At 69.3% G+C, this 15,697-nt stretch carries 16 protein-coding genes; 10 read left to right on the top strand and 6 right to left on the bottom strand.

Annotated elements, in window-relative coordinates; genetic code table 11:
• Positions 1–203: 203 nt before the first annotated feature.
• The gene (locus AC1ROY_RS23620; protein WP_493151354.1) at positions 204–1,118 is read left to right on the top strand and encodes an MBL fold metallo-hydrolase; all 915 of its coding nucleotides are present in this window, start codon (positions 204–206) and stop codon (positions 1,116–1,118) included.
• A 76-nt stretch (positions 1,119–1,194) separates the two neighbouring features.
• On the opposite strand, the gene AC1ROY_RS23615 is transcribed toward AC1ROY_RS23620, so the two are convergent.
• On the bottom strand, positions 1,195–2,157 hold the full coding sequence (locus tag AC1ROY_RS23615) for a Bug family tripartite tricarboxylate transporter substrate binding protein (protein ID WP_493151353.1): 963 nt from the start codon (positions 2,155–2,157) through the stop codon (positions 1,195–1,197).
• A 144-nt stretch (positions 2,158–2,301) separates the two neighbouring features.
• Between AC1ROY_RS23615 and AC1ROY_RS23610 the strand changes: the two genes are divergently transcribed.
• The 5 genes from AC1ROY_RS23610 (at position 2,302) to AC1ROY_RS23590 (ending at position 5,549) form a co-directional block, all read left to right on the top strand.
• A complete protein-coding gene (locus AC1ROY_RS23610; RefSeq protein ID WP_493151352.1) occupies positions 2,302–2,601 on the top strand; it encodes a putative quinol monooxygenase in 300 nt (99 codons plus the stop codon).
• A gap of 14 nt (positions 2,602–2,615) precedes the next feature.
• The gene (locus AC1ROY_RS23605; protein ID WP_493151351.1) at positions 2,616–2,876 is read left to right on the top strand and encodes a YMGG-like glycine zipper-containing protein; all 261 of its coding nucleotides are present in this window, start codon (positions 2,616–2,618) and stop codon (positions 2,874–2,876) included.
• Positions 2,877–2,956: 80 nt separating this feature from the next.
• A complete protein-coding gene (locus tag AC1ROY_RS23600; protein ID WP_493151350.1) occupies positions 2,957–4,042 on the top strand; it encodes an amidohydrolase family protein in 1,086 nt (361 codons plus the stop codon).
• Positions 4,039–5,145, top strand: coding sequence for an amidohydrolase family protein (locus AC1ROY_RS23595; RefSeq protein WP_493151349.1), 1,107 nt, complete (start codon positions 4,039–4,041; stop codon positions 5,143–5,145). The genes AC1ROY_RS23600 and AC1ROY_RS23595 overlap by 4 nt, the downstream gene beginning before the upstream one ends.
• Positions 5,145–5,549, top strand: coding sequence for a Rieske (2Fe-2S) protein (locus AC1ROY_RS23590; protein WP_493151348.1), 405 nt, complete (start codon positions 5,145–5,147; stop codon positions 5,547–5,549). Before AC1ROY_RS23595 ends, AC1ROY_RS23590 begins: the two co-directional genes overlap by 1 nt.
• A gap of 277 nt (positions 5,550–5,826) precedes the next feature.
• On the opposite strand, the gene AC1ROY_RS23585 is transcribed toward AC1ROY_RS23590, so the two are convergent.
• A complete protein-coding gene (locus AC1ROY_RS23585; protein WP_493151347.1) occupies positions 5,827–6,975 on the bottom strand; it encodes a phosphoserine transaminase in 1,149 nt (382 codons plus the stop codon).
• A gap of 89 nt (positions 6,976–7,064) precedes the next feature.
• On the opposite strand from AC1ROY_RS23585, the gene AC1ROY_RS23580 reads away from it, so the two are divergent.
• Both AC1ROY_RS23580 and AC1ROY_RS23575 read left to right on the top strand, forming a co-directional pair.
• A complete protein-coding gene (locus tag AC1ROY_RS23580; protein ID WP_493151346.1) occupies positions 7,065–8,117 on the top strand; it encodes an adenosine deaminase family protein in 1,053 nt (350 codons plus the stop codon).
• Positions 8,114–9,070: a Bug family tripartite tricarboxylate transporter substrate binding protein gene (locus tag AC1ROY_RS23575; RefSeq protein ID WP_493151345.1), complete on the top strand. Its 957-nt coding sequence runs from the start codon at positions 8,114–8,116 to the stop codon at positions 9,068–9,070. The genes AC1ROY_RS23580 and AC1ROY_RS23575 overlap by 4 nt, the downstream gene beginning before the upstream one ends.
• A 6-nt stretch (positions 9,071–9,076) precedes the next feature.
• On the opposite strand, the gene AC1ROY_RS23570 is transcribed toward AC1ROY_RS23575, so the two are convergent.
• Complete coding sequence (locus tag AC1ROY_RS23570) at positions 9,077–10,198, bottom strand: hypothetical protein (protein WP_493151344.1); 1,122 nt, start codon at positions 10,196–10,198, stop codon at positions 9,077–9,079.
• Between the two features lie 197 nt (positions 10,199–10,395).
• A complete protein-coding gene (locus AC1ROY_RS23565; protein ID WP_493151343.1) occupies positions 10,396–11,520 on the bottom strand; it encodes a hypothetical protein in 1,125 nt (374 codons plus the stop codon).
• A gap of 292 nt (positions 11,521–11,812) precedes the next feature.
• Here AC1ROY_RS23565 and AC1ROY_RS23560 point away from each other — a divergent pair, with 292 nt between their 5' ends.
• Both AC1ROY_RS23560 and AC1ROY_RS23555 read left to right on the top strand, forming a co-directional pair.
• On the top strand, positions 11,813–12,697 hold the full coding sequence (locus tag AC1ROY_RS23560; protein WP_493151342.1) for a hypothetical protein: 885 nt from the start codon (positions 11,813–11,815) through the stop codon (positions 12,695–12,697).
• A 143-nt stretch (positions 12,698–12,840) separates the two neighbouring features.
• Positions 12,841–13,920, top strand: coding sequence for a transglutaminase-like domain-containing protein (locus AC1ROY_RS23555; protein ID WP_493151341.1), 1,080 nt, complete (start codon positions 12,841–12,843; stop codon positions 13,918–13,920).
• Positions 13,921–13,971: 51 nt separating this feature from the next.
• On the opposite strand, the gene AC1ROY_RS23550 is transcribed toward AC1ROY_RS23555, so the two are convergent.
• Positions 13,972–14,907 (bottom strand): SLAC1 family transporter, encoded by a 936-nt coding sequence (locus AC1ROY_RS23550; RefSeq protein WP_493151340.1) that lies wholly within the window; start codon positions 14,905–14,907, stop codon positions 13,972–13,974.
• The gene (gene thiD / locus AC1ROY_RS23545) at positions 14,888–15,694 is read right to left on the bottom strand and encodes a bifunctional hydroxymethylpyrimidine kinase/phosphomethylpyrimidine kinase (RefSeq protein WP_493151339.1); all 807 of its coding nucleotides are present in this window, start codon (positions 15,692–15,694) and stop codon (positions 14,888–14,890) included. Before thiD ends, AC1ROY_RS23550 begins: the two co-directional genes overlap by 20 nt.
• Positions 15,695–15,697 lie beyond the last annotated feature (3 nt).

The following is a 15,697-nucleotide window of genomic DNA, read 5'->3' as shown; positions in this document are numbered from 1 at the left end:
CGCTACGATCGCTGAGCCAAGGCTGGCGCCCGGCTGCGGGTTTCGAGGCTTTGGCGGCGTGCTCGCCGCATTCGCCGCACCGATCGATTCCTCGATCTAACCCATCGGACAGCTCGCCCTATCCCTCGAGCCAATCGACCGCAAACACGCCTCAACATAGCGTCGTCGATGCCGCGCGTAAGGCGGCGGAGCAGGAGGCAAGCATGAGCCTAGACATCACCTCACACCCCGGTAGCCGGGGGCCTGACGAGTTGGTTCCGTCGCGCTACGCGCTGCGGATCGGCGAGATTGACGTGCTGGTGGTCAGCGACGGGGTGCTGTTGCTGCCAAGTCCGATGCTGGCCCACAACGCCGACCCGGCCGTCCGGGCGGCCTGGCTGGACGACATGTTCCTGCCGCCGGACGCGTTCGACTGGGCGCTGAACGTGGTCGTGGTGCGCAGCGGCGACCGGACGATCCTCATCGACGCCGGGATGGGGGTGGAGTTCCCGAACCTGCCGCGGTCCGGTCGGTTGAACCTGCGACTGGAGGCCGCCGGCATCGATCTTGGCTCCGTGACCGATGTGGTGCTGACCCACATGCACATGGACCACGTCGGCGGGCTGCTCGTCGACGGGGTGAAGGAGCGGCTGCGTCCGGACCTGCGGATCCACGTAGCGGCCGCCGAGGTCAAGTTCTGGGAGTCGCCCGATTTCTCCCGCGTCTCCATGCCGCCGGGGTTCCCGGACGCGCTTCGGCGGTCGGCCACGCGGTTCCTGGACGAGTACCGGAGCCAGTTGCGGCCGTTCGATCAGGCATGCGAGGTGGCGCCGGGCGTGGTCGCCTATCGCACCGGCGGCCACACCCCCGGGCACAGCGTGGTCCGCCTGGCGTCCGGCGACGACCGGCTGACCTTCGCCGGCGACCTCGTGTTCACGGTCGGATTCGAACACCCCGAGTGGTTCAACGGCTTCGAACACGATCCGGAGGAGGCGGCTCGTGTTCGGATCCGTCTGTTGCGGGAACTGGCGGCGACCGGCGAGATGCTGGTGGCCACTCACCTGCCGTTCCCATCCATCGGCCGGGTGGCGGCCGACGGCGACGTCTTTCGTTGGGTGCCGGCCTTCTGGGACTACTGACCGCTTGCTGGGTCAGGGCCGAGCAAAGCGCGTGCTCATCCCGCAAGACGACCCCACAGGCGGAAGGGCGATCCGCCTAGTTCAGCGGCACTTCCATCCGGCTCAGCACCGGCCGCCATGCCGCCTGCTGGGCCTGGAGGAACTGCGCGAACTCCTCGGGCGTCCCGCCGATCACGTTCTGCACGTCGCCGATGATGCTCTCGCGGATGCGCGGGTCGGTCAGCGACTGCACGGCGGCGGCGTTCAGCGCCTGGATGACCGGCTGCGGCGTGCGGGCCGGGGCGAGCAGGCCGAACCAGCTCAGCGCCTCCACGCCCGGCGCATATTCGGCGAAGGCGGGCACGTCCGGCGTCTGCGGCATGCGCTGCAGGCTGGTCCAGCCGAGGATGCGGCCCTGGCCGTTGCGCATCACCGGGATCGCCGTGCTGCCGGCCACCACCAGCAGGTCGAGGTTGCCGGCGACGAAGTCGTTCATCGCCGCCGCGTCGCCGCGGTAGGTGACGTCCTGCATGGTGATGCCCAGCCCCTGCAGCACCATCAGCATCGCGACGTTGGTGAGCGTCGTCGGCCCGTTGGTGCCGTAGGTGATCTGGCCCGGCCGCGCCTTCGCCGCCGCGATCAGCGCCGGGATGTCGCGCGGACCGTCGTTCCGCGCGATCACCGCGAAGGGATAGGTCGTGCAGAGGGTGATGGGGGAAAAATCCTCGATCCTATAGGGCAGGTTGCGCTGCACGATCGGGTTGATGGTCAGCGTCGTCCCGGAGGACATCAGCAGCGTGTAGCCGTCGGGCTGGGCACGGGCGACGGCCTCGCCGCCGATGATGGTGTTGGCGCCGGGGCGGTTCTCCACCTGCACCGGGCGGCCGAGCGTCTGGGTCATCTTCTCGGACATGCGTCGCGTCAGCACGTCGGTGCTGCCGCCGGGCGAGAAGGGCACGATGATGGTGATGTTGCGCGCCGGCCAGGCCGGCTGGGCGAATGCGGGCGCGGACAGCAGCGACAGCGACGCGCCGAGCGCGCGCCGGGTGACATTGGACATCGTAAATCCTCCTATTGGGCGAATTATGGCAGCGCCGGCACGAGATTGCCATGCAACGGAGGGTGTTCACCCGCGTTTCCTCGCCGTTAGATTCGGCCTGATCCGCCGGCCATCCGGGCCGAATGGAAAGGTCGAGGAAACGTCATGGCAAAGATCTGTCTCGTGGTTGAGTTCCATATCAAGGAAGGCGCCCACGGGTCCTTCGACAAGATCATCCGGGAGCATGCCGCCGGCACGCTCCAGGACGAGCCCGGCTGCGAGCGCTTCGATGTGCTGCAGCCAAAGGACAAGGATGGCCCGGATCTGAGCCGGGTCATGCTGGTCGAGGTCTATGCCGACGACGCCGCGCTGGCTGCGCATACGGCGAATCCCCGCCTGGCCCGCACCCGCGCCGCCTATGCCGATCTGATCACCGATCGGAAGATCAACATCTGCAACCTGTAGAAGGAAAACGCCCAATGATCGGGAAACAGATCCGCCTCGCGCTCGTCATGGCCGGAATCGGCCTCGGCACGGTGGCCTGCACCAACCCCTACAGCCCCGGCCAGCGCGCCGCGGGCGGCGCCCTCCTCGGTGCCGGCGGCGGCGCCGCGGTCGGCGCACTGGCCGGAGGCGGCCAGGGTGCGCTGATCGGTGCGGGCGTCGGTGCCCTCGGCGGTGCCGCGATCGGCGCCGCGACCACGCCGGAGCCGCCGCGCCGCGGCTATCGCGGCTACTGATCCGGATCAGATTATCGATAAGTCCGGACTTTCGTGACCGATCGGGGCATGGCACACTCATGCCCCGAGAGGAAATGATCATGGAATCGCCAAGCGTAGATCTTCCGAGGGGCACGATAGACGTCGACCTGCATCCCATGGTTCCGGGACTTTCGGCGCTGGCTCCCTATCTCGAGCCTGTCTGGCGCGACCAGATCGCCATGCGCGGCATGGAAGGCTTCGACACCCAGTCCTACCCGCCCCGCTCGCCCAAGAGCGTGCGCGCCGACTGGCGTTCCGAATCGCGCCCGCCCGCCGCGACCGTGCGGCAGCTGCAGGAGCAGGTTCTGGAGCCCTGGGGGATCGCCCGGGGCATCGTGACGCCGCTCTACGGCGTGCAGCTCGTCTTCAACGAGGACATGGCCAACGGCTTCACCCGGGCGCTGAACGACTGGACGCAGAAGGAGTGGCTGGACGCCGATCCGCGCCTCTCCGGCTCCATCATCCTGCCCATGTTCAACACCGAGCACGCCGTCGCCGAGATCGAGCGCTGCGCGCCGGACCCGCGCTTCGTGCAGGCCATGGTGCTGGTCATGGGCGAGACGCCGCTGGGACGCCGGCACAACTGGCCCATCTTCGAGGCGCTGGTGCGCCATAACCTGCCGCTTGCCATCCACGCCGGCAGCACCTACCGCAACCCCGTGACCTCGCTCGGCTGGCCGTCCTGGTACGCCGAGGACTACATGGCGAACCAGCAGGGCTTCCAGAGCACCATGGCCTCGATGATCACCGAGGGCGTCTTCGTGAAGTTCCCGACGCTGAAGGTGGTCCTGCTGGAAAGCGGCGTGAGCTGGCTGCCGGCCTTCCTCTGGCGGCTCTCCAAGGGCTGGAAGGGCGTCCGCTTCGAGGTGCCCTGGCTCGACCGCTCGCCGATCGAGGTCGTGAAGGAGAATGTCCGCCTCTCCGTGCAGCCCTTCGACGCGCCTGATGACGCGGACACGGTGAAGCGGCTGATCGACCACCTCGGCAGCGACGAAATGCTGCTATGGTCCAGCGACTGGCCGCACTGGCAGTTCGACGGCGCGCCAAAGCTGCCGCCGGGCATCGGGCCCGAGCTGGCCCGCAAGATCTGCGTGGAGAACGCCCTCTCCACCTACAAGCGTCTCGCACAGGAGACTGTCGCATGAACGTCATCCGTCCGCAGGCGGCCCCGGGCCGTCCCCTCGCCGCCACCCAGGGCCTCATCGACGTGGACATCCATCCGCGCCCGCGCTCGCCGCACGACTACGATGAGTGGCTTTCCGCCGAGGCCCGCGAGCGCTGGCACACCTACGGCATCCGGCCGCGGCACGGCTTCGCCAAGGGCACGCCCTACTTCAAGTCGCAGCCGCTGGCCTGCCGCGTCGATTCCTGGCCCGCCGAAGGCACCCAGCCGGCCAGCATCCCCGCCATGGTCGCCTCGCAGCACCTGGACTTCCACGGCATCGACTTCGGCGTGCTGAACCCGCTGCAGCCGACCGCCCAGGGCGACCAGAACAACCCCTTCTCCGTCGCCATGGCGCATGCAGTGAACGAGTGGCAGCTGGCGAACTGGGTCGCGGTGGACGACCGCCTGCGCGCCTCCGTCGTGGTCGCCTATGAGGATCCCGAGGCGAGCGCCAGGGAGATTCGCCTGCGCGGCGGCGATTCCCGCTTCTGCCAGGTGCTGCTGATGAGCCGCACCTCCCACCCGCTCGGCAACCCGAAATACTGGCCGATCTTCGAGGCGGCGCAGGAGGTGGGGCTGCCCATCGGCATCCACGCCTTCGGCTATTCCGGCTGGGCCATGACCAATGGCGGCTGGCCGAGCTTCTACATAGAGGAGGTCAGCGAGCACGCGACCTCCTGCCAGTCGCTCGTCGCCTCCATGGTGCTGGAGGGCGTGTTCGAGCGCTTCCGCCAGCTCAAGATCGTGCTGATCGAGTGCGGCTTCGGCTGGATGCCCAGCGTCGCCTGGCGGCTCGACAAGCACTTCCCGTCCCTGCGGCACGAGCTGCCGCATCTGAAGCGGCTGCCCTCGGAGCAGATTCGCGAGCACATCTGGGTCAGCACCCAGCCCGTCGAGGAGCCGCCGCGGCCGGAGCAGCTGCTCGACTGCATGGGCTGGATCGGCTGGGACAAGATCCTCTACGCCAGCGACTATCCGCACTGGGACTTCGACGACCCGCGCTTCGCCATCCCGAGCTTCATCCCCGAGGCCAAGCGCGCCGCCATCTACGGCGCCAATGCGAAGTCGGTGTACAGCTTCTGATGGCCCGTCACGTGATCGCGCCCGTCGCCGAGATCGCGCCGGGCGAGCGCCGGATGGTGGAGGTCGACGGCAAGAAGATCGTGCTGTTCAACCTGGACGGCGAGTTCTTCGCGCTCTCCGACCGCTGCCCGCACCAGGGCGGCTCGCTGTCGCAGGGCAATGCCGTCGCGCTGATCCAGAGCCCGTGTCCCGGCGAGTACAGCTACAGCCGGTCCGGCGAGTTCGTGCGCTGCCCCTGGCACGCCTGGGAGTTCGACATCCGCACGGGAAAATCGCAGTTCGACCCGCGGCGGATGAAGGTGCGCGCCTTCCCCGCCTGCGTGGAGAAGGGCGAGGCGCTGCAGCTCCAGGCGGAGACCTTCCCGGTCAGCATCGAGCAGGACTACGTGGTGGTCGAGGTCTGACGCCGAAACCTTCCCTCGCTTTCGCAGTTACGGAAGCAGCAGAAGGAAGATTGCCATGAACCTCATCATCTACATCGTCGGGCTTGTCGTCGTGATCGCAGCCGTGCTGAGCTTCTTCGGACTGCGCTGAAGATCTTGAGGGGGCGTCGCCCCCCTCAAACTCCCCCAGCAGGAAACTCGTTTCCTGCACCTTCCTTCGTAAAAGGCTCGAGGGCCAAAAGCCCCGGCGGGGTTGGCGCCGAAGGCGAGACAACCGAGGGGCGGAGCCCCTCGCAGATCAGCCCGCGAATTCCTGGGCCACCTTAGCAAAAGCCACATCCAGCCAAGGCAGCAGAGCCTCGACATCCGAGCGCTCCACCGTGGCGCCGCACCAGATCCGCAGCCCCGGCGGCGCATCGCGATAGCTGCCGGCATCCAGCGCCACGCCCTCGCTCTCCAGGATCGCCGCGAGCCGCTTCGCCGCCTCGACCTGCCGGTCGTAGTCCATCGCCGTGAACCAGTCCGCCACGATCTTCAGGCAGACCGAGGTGCGGGAGCGCGTGGCCGGGTCCATCGCCAGGAAGCGCGCCCACCCGCTCTGCTCCACCCAGCCGGCGACGGCCGCCAGGTTGGATTCCGACCGCGCGATCAGCGCCGGCAGCCCGCCCACGGATTCCGCCCAGCGCAGCCCGTCCAGCGCGTCCTCCACGCAGAGCATGGAGGGCGTGTTGATCGTGTCGCCCTTGAAGATGCCCTCGTTGATCTTTCCGTCCTTGGTGAGCCGGAAGATCTTCGGCATGGGCCAGGGCGGCGTGTGCTCCTCCAGCCGCTGCACCGCACGGGGCGAGAGGGCGATCATGCCGTGGCCCGCCTCGCCGCCCAGCACCTTCTGCCAGGACCAGGTGACGACATCGAGCTTGGGCCAGGGCAGCTCCATGGCGAAGGCTGCCGAGGTCGCGTCGCAGATGGTCAGGCCCTCGCGGTCGTCCGCGATCCAGTCGGCCGCGACGAGGCGCACGCCGCTGGTCGTGCCGTTCCAGACGAAGACGCAGTCGCGCTTCGGATCCACCTTCCCCAGGTCGGGCAGGCTTCCATAGGGCGCTCGGAGCAGGCGCGGCTCCACCAGCTTCAGCTCGGAGGCGATATCCTGCGCCCATTCGGCCGAAAAGCTCTCCCAGGCCAGCACGTCCACACCGCGCGGGCCGAGCAGGCTCCACAGCGCCATCTCGACGGCGCCGGTGTCCGAGGCGGGCACGATGCCGAGGCGGTAGTCAGCGGGCATGCCGAGGATGGCCTTGGAGCGCGAGATGACCTCGGCGAGCTTCGCCTTGGGCGCGGCAGCGCGGTGGCTGCGGCCGAGCAGCGCGCCCTCGAGCGCGGCGAGGGAGAAGCCTGGGCGCTTGGCGCAGGGGCCGGAGGAGAAGCAGGGATTTTGCGGCTTCAGCATAGGCGGGTTCGTGCCATGGGCCGCGGCTCCTGTCACCCGGCCCTCCCTTGGCCTTCCCTTCGGAAGGGTCACGAGGCAGTGTCCGCCGGATGTCGGACACATTGGAATCCTTCTGCCACGCCATGCCCAAGGTGGACCTGCACGTGCACCTGCTGGGCGCGGTGCGACAGTCCACCTTCGCCGAGATGGCCGCGCGCAGCGGCATGATGGAGGCCGAGACCGAGGCGCTCTACGCCCGCGACGCCAAGCCCAAGGGTGTGCTGCACGTGCTTCGCGCCCTGGAGCAGCGCGTGCTGCGCCAGCCCGGCGACCTGCACCGCATCGCCTATGAGCATCTGCACGACGCCGCCTCCCATGGCGTCCGCCACTCGGAAATCTTCTGGAATCCGACCGGCACCGAGCACATCTTTCCCTATGCCAAGGGTGCCGACGCGATCCTGGCGGGCTTCGCCGATGCGGCCACGGATTTCGGCGTCTCCGCCCTGCTCATCCCCGCCATCGACCGCGAGGCCACGCCGGAGGACGCCACGCAGCTCGTCGAATGGATGCTGGCGCACCGCCGCGACCCCATCATCGGCCTAGGCATCGACTACCGCGAGACGGACCGCCCGCCCGAGCTCTTCTGGAAGGCCTGGCGCCTGGCGAAGCAGGGTGGCTTCCGCCTCACCGCCCATGCCGGCGAGTTCGGCTGCCATCCCCGCAACGTCGAGACCGCGCTGGACCTGCTGGGGGTCGAGCGCATCGACCACGGCTACACCGTACTGGAGGACCCCGCGATATCGGCGCGCTGCGCCGAGCGCGGCGTGCTCTTCACGGTGGTGCCGACCAACTCCTACTACCTGCGCACCCTGCCGCCCGAGCGCTGGGCACAGGACCACCCGATCCGCCGCATGCCCGCCGTCGGCCTGCTCATCCACCCCAACACCGACGATCCGCCGCTGCACCAGGTCACGCCCACGCGCTGCTGGCGGATGATGGTGGAGGATTTCGGCTTCGGCCTCGCCGACCTGCGCGGCTTCATGCTGAACGGCATCCGCGGCTCCTTCCTGCCGGAGCCCTCGCGCCGCCATCTGGAGGCCGCCTTCGCCGAGGAGTTCGACGCGCTGGCCGCCGAGTGCTTCCCGCAAGGAGAGATCGCATGAACCGCCGCGCCCTGCTCGCCGCGCCCGTCCTCCTGGCCGCGCCCGCGCTGGCGCAGTCGCGGACGATCACGCTCATCGTGCCCTTCGCGCCCGGCGGCAACGTGGACACCGTCGCGCGGCTGGCGGCGAGCGAGCTGACGCGCCGGCTCGGCCAGAACGTCGTCGTGGAGAACGCGCCGGGCGCCGGCGGCACCATCGGCACGGAGCGCGCGGCCCGCGCCGCGCCGGATGGACACACGCTGCTGGTCGGCGTGGAGAGCCCCTTCACCATCTCGCCCTTCGTGACGCCGGGGGCCGTCCGCTACGACCCGCTGCGCGACTTCGCGCCGATCGGCATGCTGGCCTCGCTGCCACTCACACTGGTCGGCCGCCCGGACCTCCCCGCCGCCGACATGGCCGGCGTCATCGCCCTCTCCAGGTCGCTCCCGGACGGGCTGACCTATGCCAGCTCGGGCACCGGCACCTCGCTGCACCTCTGGGGCGAGATCATCGCGCGGCGCTCCGGCGCGAAGCTGGAGCATGTGCCCTACCGCATCGCCGCTCAGATCCCGACGGACCTGATGGCCGGCCGCCTCGACCTCGCGGTGCTCACCGTCACCAGCACGGGGCCGCTGCTGCGCGACGGCCGGATCAAGGGCTTCGCCATCTCCTCCCTGGAGCCGCATCCGGGCCTGCCGGACCTACCGCCTCTGGCGCGCCTGCCGGAATTCGCCGGCTTCGAGATGCTGGCCTGGCAGGCGCTTTTCGCGCCGGCGCGGACGGATCCGGCCGTCCTGCGCCGCATCACCGCCGAGCTGGATGCGATGCTCGCCGATCCGGCCTTTCGCGCAGCGCTCGACCGCGTCGGTATGACGCCCTGGCACAAGACGCCAGAGGAGCTGACGGCGCTCGTGCGCTCGGAGCTCGCGCGCTACGAGGAGGTCGTGCGTCTCGGAAACATCCGGGCGGACTGATCCGCTTCAGTTGATGCTGTACTTGTCGCCGTAATAATTGTCCGGCTTCCAGGGCTCGTCGCCGCTCCGCGCCAATCGGCCGACGACGGCGAGGATCTGCCAGGCGAGATGGAGATAGGCGCCGTCGCGCTTGCTGTCCTCGCGCAGGTGGTCGTGGACGTTCTTGATGATGGTCACGAGGGCCTTGAGCTTCTTCTGGAATCCCGCTTCCCAGTCCCGCCCGTGGTAGTCCTTCAGCGCCTTGTCGATGGCGGCCGTCAGGCGGCCGCGGATGGTCCAGGCCACGTCGCTCCGGGTCTTCCAGTCCTGGGCGGACATGAGGTCCAGGCCGGGCGGCGGCGCCGCCATGAAGGCCGTCCGGTTCCGCAGCGTGCCCAGCATCCGGTTGCACTCGCCGACGCCGATTCTCACGGCATTCGCCCAGCGCTGGGCGTCGTTGGGCGCGAGGTAGAAGGTGGGCTCGGCAGGACCGCCCCCGAGCGCGGCGAAGGCGTCCCCGCCGCCGTCCCGCATGGCCCGCACCGCAACGCCCGAGCAGTTGTTGGTCTTGCTGGCGAAGACGTAGTTGAACTCGTCGCCCTGCCGGAAGCGGGCCGCCCAGGCGACCATCCGGTTGAGGGAAAGCCCGAGCCTGTCCGCGCGCGCGCCGGTCAGGCCCGGCACCGAGACGGTGGCCTGGGGCAGCTGTCCCCAGACGTCCTGGCCCTCGTCTTCGCCGACCACGATCTGGCCCTGTCGGGGGTCGGTCTGATTGTTGCTCAGCCGCGTCCGGCCGCTCGGGCTCATCTCGTGCTCCATGTCCTCGAGATGGTCCTTCCGGAACATGCCGTTGCGCACGCCGAAGTAGCCGTCACCTCCGCCGAAGCCCGGCCAGAAGCTCACATAGCGCTGATCGGTGAGCCTGATCGCCGGGTTGACGTCGCCGGCGGTCACATGCCGAAGCCTGCTGCCCAGGACGTGCCACGGCCCCTCATTGACGGTCCTGCGAAGCACCAGGGCGGCGTGGCCGGGATGGTCCTGCGCGGAGAGGCCCGGCGCATTGCGCCAGACCAGCATGTCGCACTGGAAGGGCAGCTCCTGCGGCAGGCTTCGCTGCTCCCGGTACTGCTGATGGCCCCTGATCGACATTCCGTTCTCCGATCCGAAATCAGCGATGCGGGTGGAACGGCTGGGACCGTGGCGGCGCGAACTGCATGGATTGTCTCCGGGTTTGAATCTGATGGCGCAGACCATGCCGGCGGCGACCGCCTGAGCCGGAATGGAATTCGTGGAACGGGCGGAATGCCCGATCGCGCGGCCGCGGATGGCTCCTGCGGACCCAGGACTCAGACGATGTCGTACTTGGTCCCGTAGTAGTTATCGGTGGGCCAGTGGCGATCGGCGGTGCGGGACACGACGGCGACGACATCGACAACCTGGCTGGCGAGCAGGAGGTAGGCGGTGTCGCGCTTGCTGTCCTCGCGCAGATGGTCGTGGAGGTTCTTGATGATCGTCACCAGGCGCTTGAGCTGGTGCTCGAAATGTGAGGCCCAATTCTTCTCGTGGTATTCCGTCAGGGCCTTGTCGATGGCGCTCGTCAGGCGGCCGCGGCCCATCCGCGCCACGTCGCTCTTGGCCTTCCATTCCTGGATGGGCATGAGGTCCCTGGCCTTCGAGGACGCCCTGGAGATGCGGATGTGCCGCGTCCGGTTCCGCAGCTCGGCCAGCATCCGGTTGCACTCCTCCACGCCGAGGCGCACCGCATTCGCCCAGCGCTGGGCATCATTGGGCACGATGTAGAAGCTGGGCTTGGCGGGATTGCCCCCCAGCGGCGTGAAGGCATCGGCCCCGCCGGCCTGCATGGCACGCACCGCGACGCCCGCGCAGTTCTGCGTCTTGCTTGCGAAGACGTAGCTGAACTCCTCGCCCGTCCGGAAGCGGACCGCCCAGCTGACGATCCGGTTGAGCGCGAGCCCCAGCCTGTCCTCGCGCGCGCCGCTCAGGCCGATCACCGACACGGTGGCCTCGTGCCGCTGGCCCCAGACATCCTGCAGGTCGCGGTCCTGGCCGATCACGATCTGGCCCTCCCGCGGCTGCGTCCGGTCCCCTGCGAGCATCCGCCGGCCCGTGCCGCCGAGCTCGTTGTACATGTCCTCCAGGTGGTTCTTGTTGAACCTAGCGGAGGTCCGGTCGAAGGCGCTGTCCATCTCGCCATAGGGCCAGAAGCTCACATACCGATGGTTTTCGGGGGCGATCTGCGGCTCCGTCTCTCCGAGGCCGAAATTCAAGCCGGCCCGGCCATGCCAGGGCCCTTCATTGACGGTTCGGCGGACGACCAGGGCCGCATGACCGGGGTGGTTCAACGCGCCGAGGCCTGGCCTGTTCCGCCAGACCAGCATGTCGCACTGATAGGCGAAGGCCTGCGGCAGGCGCAGCTGCTGCTCGTATTGCTGATAGCCCCGGTTCGACATTCCCTTCTCCGACCTGACGTCAGCGCGGCCAGGGAAACGGCTCGGGAAGCGGCGGCGCGATCGGCATGGCATTATCTCCAGGGTTGAATCTCACGATGACAGACCATGCCGGCAGCGGCCGCGCTGACCGGAGTGGAATTTGCGGAACAGGGCGGAATGCCGATGGAAATACTTTTTCCTGAGCATGTTACGGCATGTCCGAGCACGATTTCTCCATCGGGCTGTCCCGAAGCCTGGACCTCCTCTGTGCAAGAATTTAGAAGAGTTTCGAGAAAATCCGCTCCGCCGAGGAATGTCCGCACCCACCGAGATCGCCGCGAAGCTGCGACTGACGACGCAGGCCCTCGGCTGCAGCAGCCTCAAGGAGCTGTGCGGACGGTTCCGTGCGGTCAATGCCTCGACCTATTTCGATCTCCAGCGCTCGCAGAAATGGCTGCAGGGCAGGGCCGAGCCCCGCTTCGCCGAGGTCTACCAGGACTGGGCGAAGGTGCTCTCGCTGCCGCGGGACGGCGCCTGGATCGCCGCCTCCAGCCTGGAGGAGTTTCGGGCCGAGTTGCTGACGCGCTTCGGCTCCAGAGCCGAGCCCGTGACGCGCGCCCCGGCCAGGACTACCGGCGCGCTGGGGGTGGAGATCGCGGGCCTCTACGCGGCCTATTCCGTGGCTTGGTCGCCGCATTTCAGTGGGCGGATCCTGCGCGGATCGCTGCAGCTCAGCCGCACGCGGACCGGCGCGGTAGACGCCGAGTACCGCGAGGATCTGCCGATCGGCGCGACGCTCTTCCGGGGCGAGGCCGCCATCGCCGGCCGGACCCTGCACCTGCCCCTGCGCGACGCCGCGACCGGGCTGCCGCTCTTCATGAGCTTCGCGCTGCCCGGCCCGCCCGCGGCCGTGCTCTGCGGCGTGCAATGCGGCGCGGCTCTGCTGTCGCACAGCGCCGAGCCCATGGCCGGCCGCATCCTGCTGGTGCGGATGCGCGGCGCGCCCGACCTGCGCGCCTCGAACCGGTACATGGCCGCCGGCGAGACCGTGGCGACGGATCTCACCGCGCTCGGCCTGTCGCTGCCGCCGGGAATGGAGTCGCTGCTCGACGCGGCCCTCGGCAGGGTGGACCGCGTGACGACCGGCGAACAGACCGGGCTGTCGGAGATCTTCGACCCCGCCTTTCTGGGGGCCTGAGCGGCCAGGGGCCACGCAATCCTCGTCATCCGGCCCGGCGGATGCTATCGCTTCCGGGCAAGCCGGTTGCCGCTGCACGCGAGATCGCCGCTTGCCAAGATGGGTGCCCGGTCCGGGCCGATCATCTGGAGGGAGGAATCCTCATGGATCGCCGCGCCTTTCTTTCGACCGCCGCCGTCGGGCTGGCGGCCAGCGCCTCGTCCGGCCTGACGAGCGCCCAGGCCCAGCAGGCCAACTCCACGCCCCCGCCGGGCTGGCGCCGCTTCGAGCTCGTCACCCGCGTGACCCTGCCCGACCCCGGCGTGGCCCATCTCTGGCTCCCGCTGGCGCAGAGCGCGGGCGGCTACCAGGCGGCGCAGGAGCTGCGCTGGCAGGCGACGGGTCAGGCTCGCGTGGTGCGCGACGCCCACTACGGCGCCGACATGCTGAAGCTGACCTGGGACGGCCAGTCCACGACGCCCAAGACCGTCGAGCTGGTGCAGACCGTATCCACCTGCGACCGCGCCGGCGGCAACGCGCTGCTGCCCGTGACCTCCGCCGAGCGCCGCTTCTGGAGCGAGCCGACAGAGAGCGTGCCGATCGACGGCATCGTCCGTGAGACGGCGCTGCGCATCATCGGCGACCGCACCGACCCGAAAGCGAAGCTGCGCTCGATCTACGACTGGGTGGTGGACAACACCTCGCGCAATCCGGACACGCCCGGCTGCGGCTTCGGCGACATCAAGGCGATGCTGGAAAGCGGCAATCTCTCGGGCAAATGCGCCGATATCAACGGGCTGATGACCGGGCTCGCTCGGGCCGCCGGCTTTCCCGCACGCGACGTCTACGGCATCCGCGTCGCCGCCTCGCGGTACTTCCGCACTATGGGGGCGGCCGGCAACATCTCCCGCGCGCAGCACTGCCGCTCGGAGGTTTATCTCGAAGGTGAGGGCTGGTTCCCGCTGGACCCGGCCGATGTGCGGAAGGTGATCCTGGACCACCAGCTGGCGCTCGGCAGCGGAGAGATCCGCGATCTCCGGGAAAAGCTCTTCGGCGGATGGGAGATGAACTGGGTGGGCTACAACAGCGCCACCGACATCGTCCTGCCCGAGGCCGGCGCGCAGCAGAAGCCGAACTTCGCCTTCCTGATGTACCCCTGCGCCTTCACTTTGGCCGGCCAGCCGGACTGCCTGAACCCGCCGCAGTTCCAGTACGAGATCACCTCGCGGGAGGTGGTGGCCTGACCCGAGCGTGATGACGGCGCCGGAGGTCTGAATCGCGCGCCAGGCAGACGTTCACGGCGCCCGGAAGAAGCTCCGGGCGCTCGCCAGGGTCCGCACCGCGATCGCGCCGACCACCAGGGTGCAGATCGCCAGCGTCGCGGCGCCGGCCCAGCCCGGGGCCACGCGCAGGGTCGCGGTGGTGAAGGCGGCCAGCGGGAAGGTGAAGGCCCACCATCCCGGGTTGAAGCCGGAGACCGTTATGTGGCGCAGGACGATCGCCAGCAGCGCCAGGGTGAAGCCCGCGAAGCCGTAGAGCGCCCACATGAACGGCCCCTGCCCCAACAGCGCTTCGATGGCGAGGGCCCCCACCGCCGGCGGCGCCAGCAGGATGAACAACGCGGGCCGCAGCACCGGTGGCGGCGTGGCCTCGAAGAGCCGGCCCAGCATCAGCGGCTGCAGCGCCAGCCAGAGCGTCCCGCCGATGCCGAAGAGCATCCAGCCGAGCTGCGGCATCCCCAACGGCACCGCGAAGATCGTGGCCACGATATTGCCGACCAGCGGGATGAGCAGCGGCGGCGCCAGCATCTCCGGACTGCCCTGGCCCCGCAGTACGCGCGCCAGCAAAGCGAGGCCGATGCCCCATTGCAGCGCCACCGCCACGAGCAGGACGTCGCGCGCCAGCGCCGGCGCGAAGGGGATGAAGGCGGAGGCCACCAGCATCAGCCCGATGGCGATGGCGCCGGCGAAGCTGCCGCGGAAGGGGTGCAGCCAATCCTCGCGCGCCATGAAGGGATGCGCGATCGCGCGAGCCGCGTGCAGGCCGGTGATGACGGCCCAGGCGAGGACCGTCAGCGCCATCAGCGCCTCGGCGACGATCCAGGCCCACCCGGCGGTGGTGGCGAATTGCCGCCAGGCCAGCCCCAGCCCGCCGAGCCCCATCGGAACGGCCAGCAGCGGGAGCGGAACATAGGCAAGGGTGACGCCAGGCTTAGTCGAAACGTCCGGCATCCACCGTCACCCCGTGATCGAGCGGGCCATGCCCGCCGCCGTAGCCCGGCGCGGCCAGGATGGCCGCGCGCACGTAACGGCGCGCCCGGGCGACGGCCGGCTCCAGCGCCATCCCCTGGGCGAGGCCGGTCGCGATCGCCGAGGCCAGGGTGCAGCCCGTGCCATGGGTGTGGCGCGTGGCGATGCGGCGGTCCTCGAAGCGGACGACGCCCTCGGCGGTGGCGAGCAGGTCCACCAGGACATCGCCCTCCAGATGGCCGCCCTTCAGCAGCACGGCCGGCACGCCCATGGCGAGGATGGCCTTGGCCGCCTCGCGCATCGAGGCTTCGTCCGTGACAGGGAAGCCGGCCAGCACCTCCGCCTCGGGCAGGTTGGGCGTGACCAGCGCCGCGAGCGGCAGCAGGCGGCGCTTCAGCGTCGCGACGGCGTCCGGCGCCAGCAGGGCATGGCCACCCTTGGCCACCATGACGGGGTCGGCGACCAGCGGCACGCCCGGTGCACGGGCGGCGAGCTCGTCGCAGACGGCCTCGATCGTCGGGGTGTCGTGCAGCATGCCGGTCTTGATCGCGTCGGCGCCGAGATCGTCCAGCACGGAGGCGATCTGCTGCCGGATGAAGCCTGTCTCCACGCCGATCACGCCCTGCACGCCAAGCGTGTTCTGGGCGGTGAGCGCGGTGATCGCGGTCATGGCAAAGCCGCCCAGCGCGGTGACGGCCTTGATGTCCGCCTGGATGCCGGCGCCGCCCCCGGAGTCGGAGCCCGCGCAGATGAGGACGCGGCCTTTCATGGG

Source organism: Roseococcus sp. GW821-FHT12F05 (genome assembly GCF_058806835.1).
Note: the sequence above shows the minus strand (reverse complement) of the source record. Positions and strands in the feature narration are given on the sequence as shown.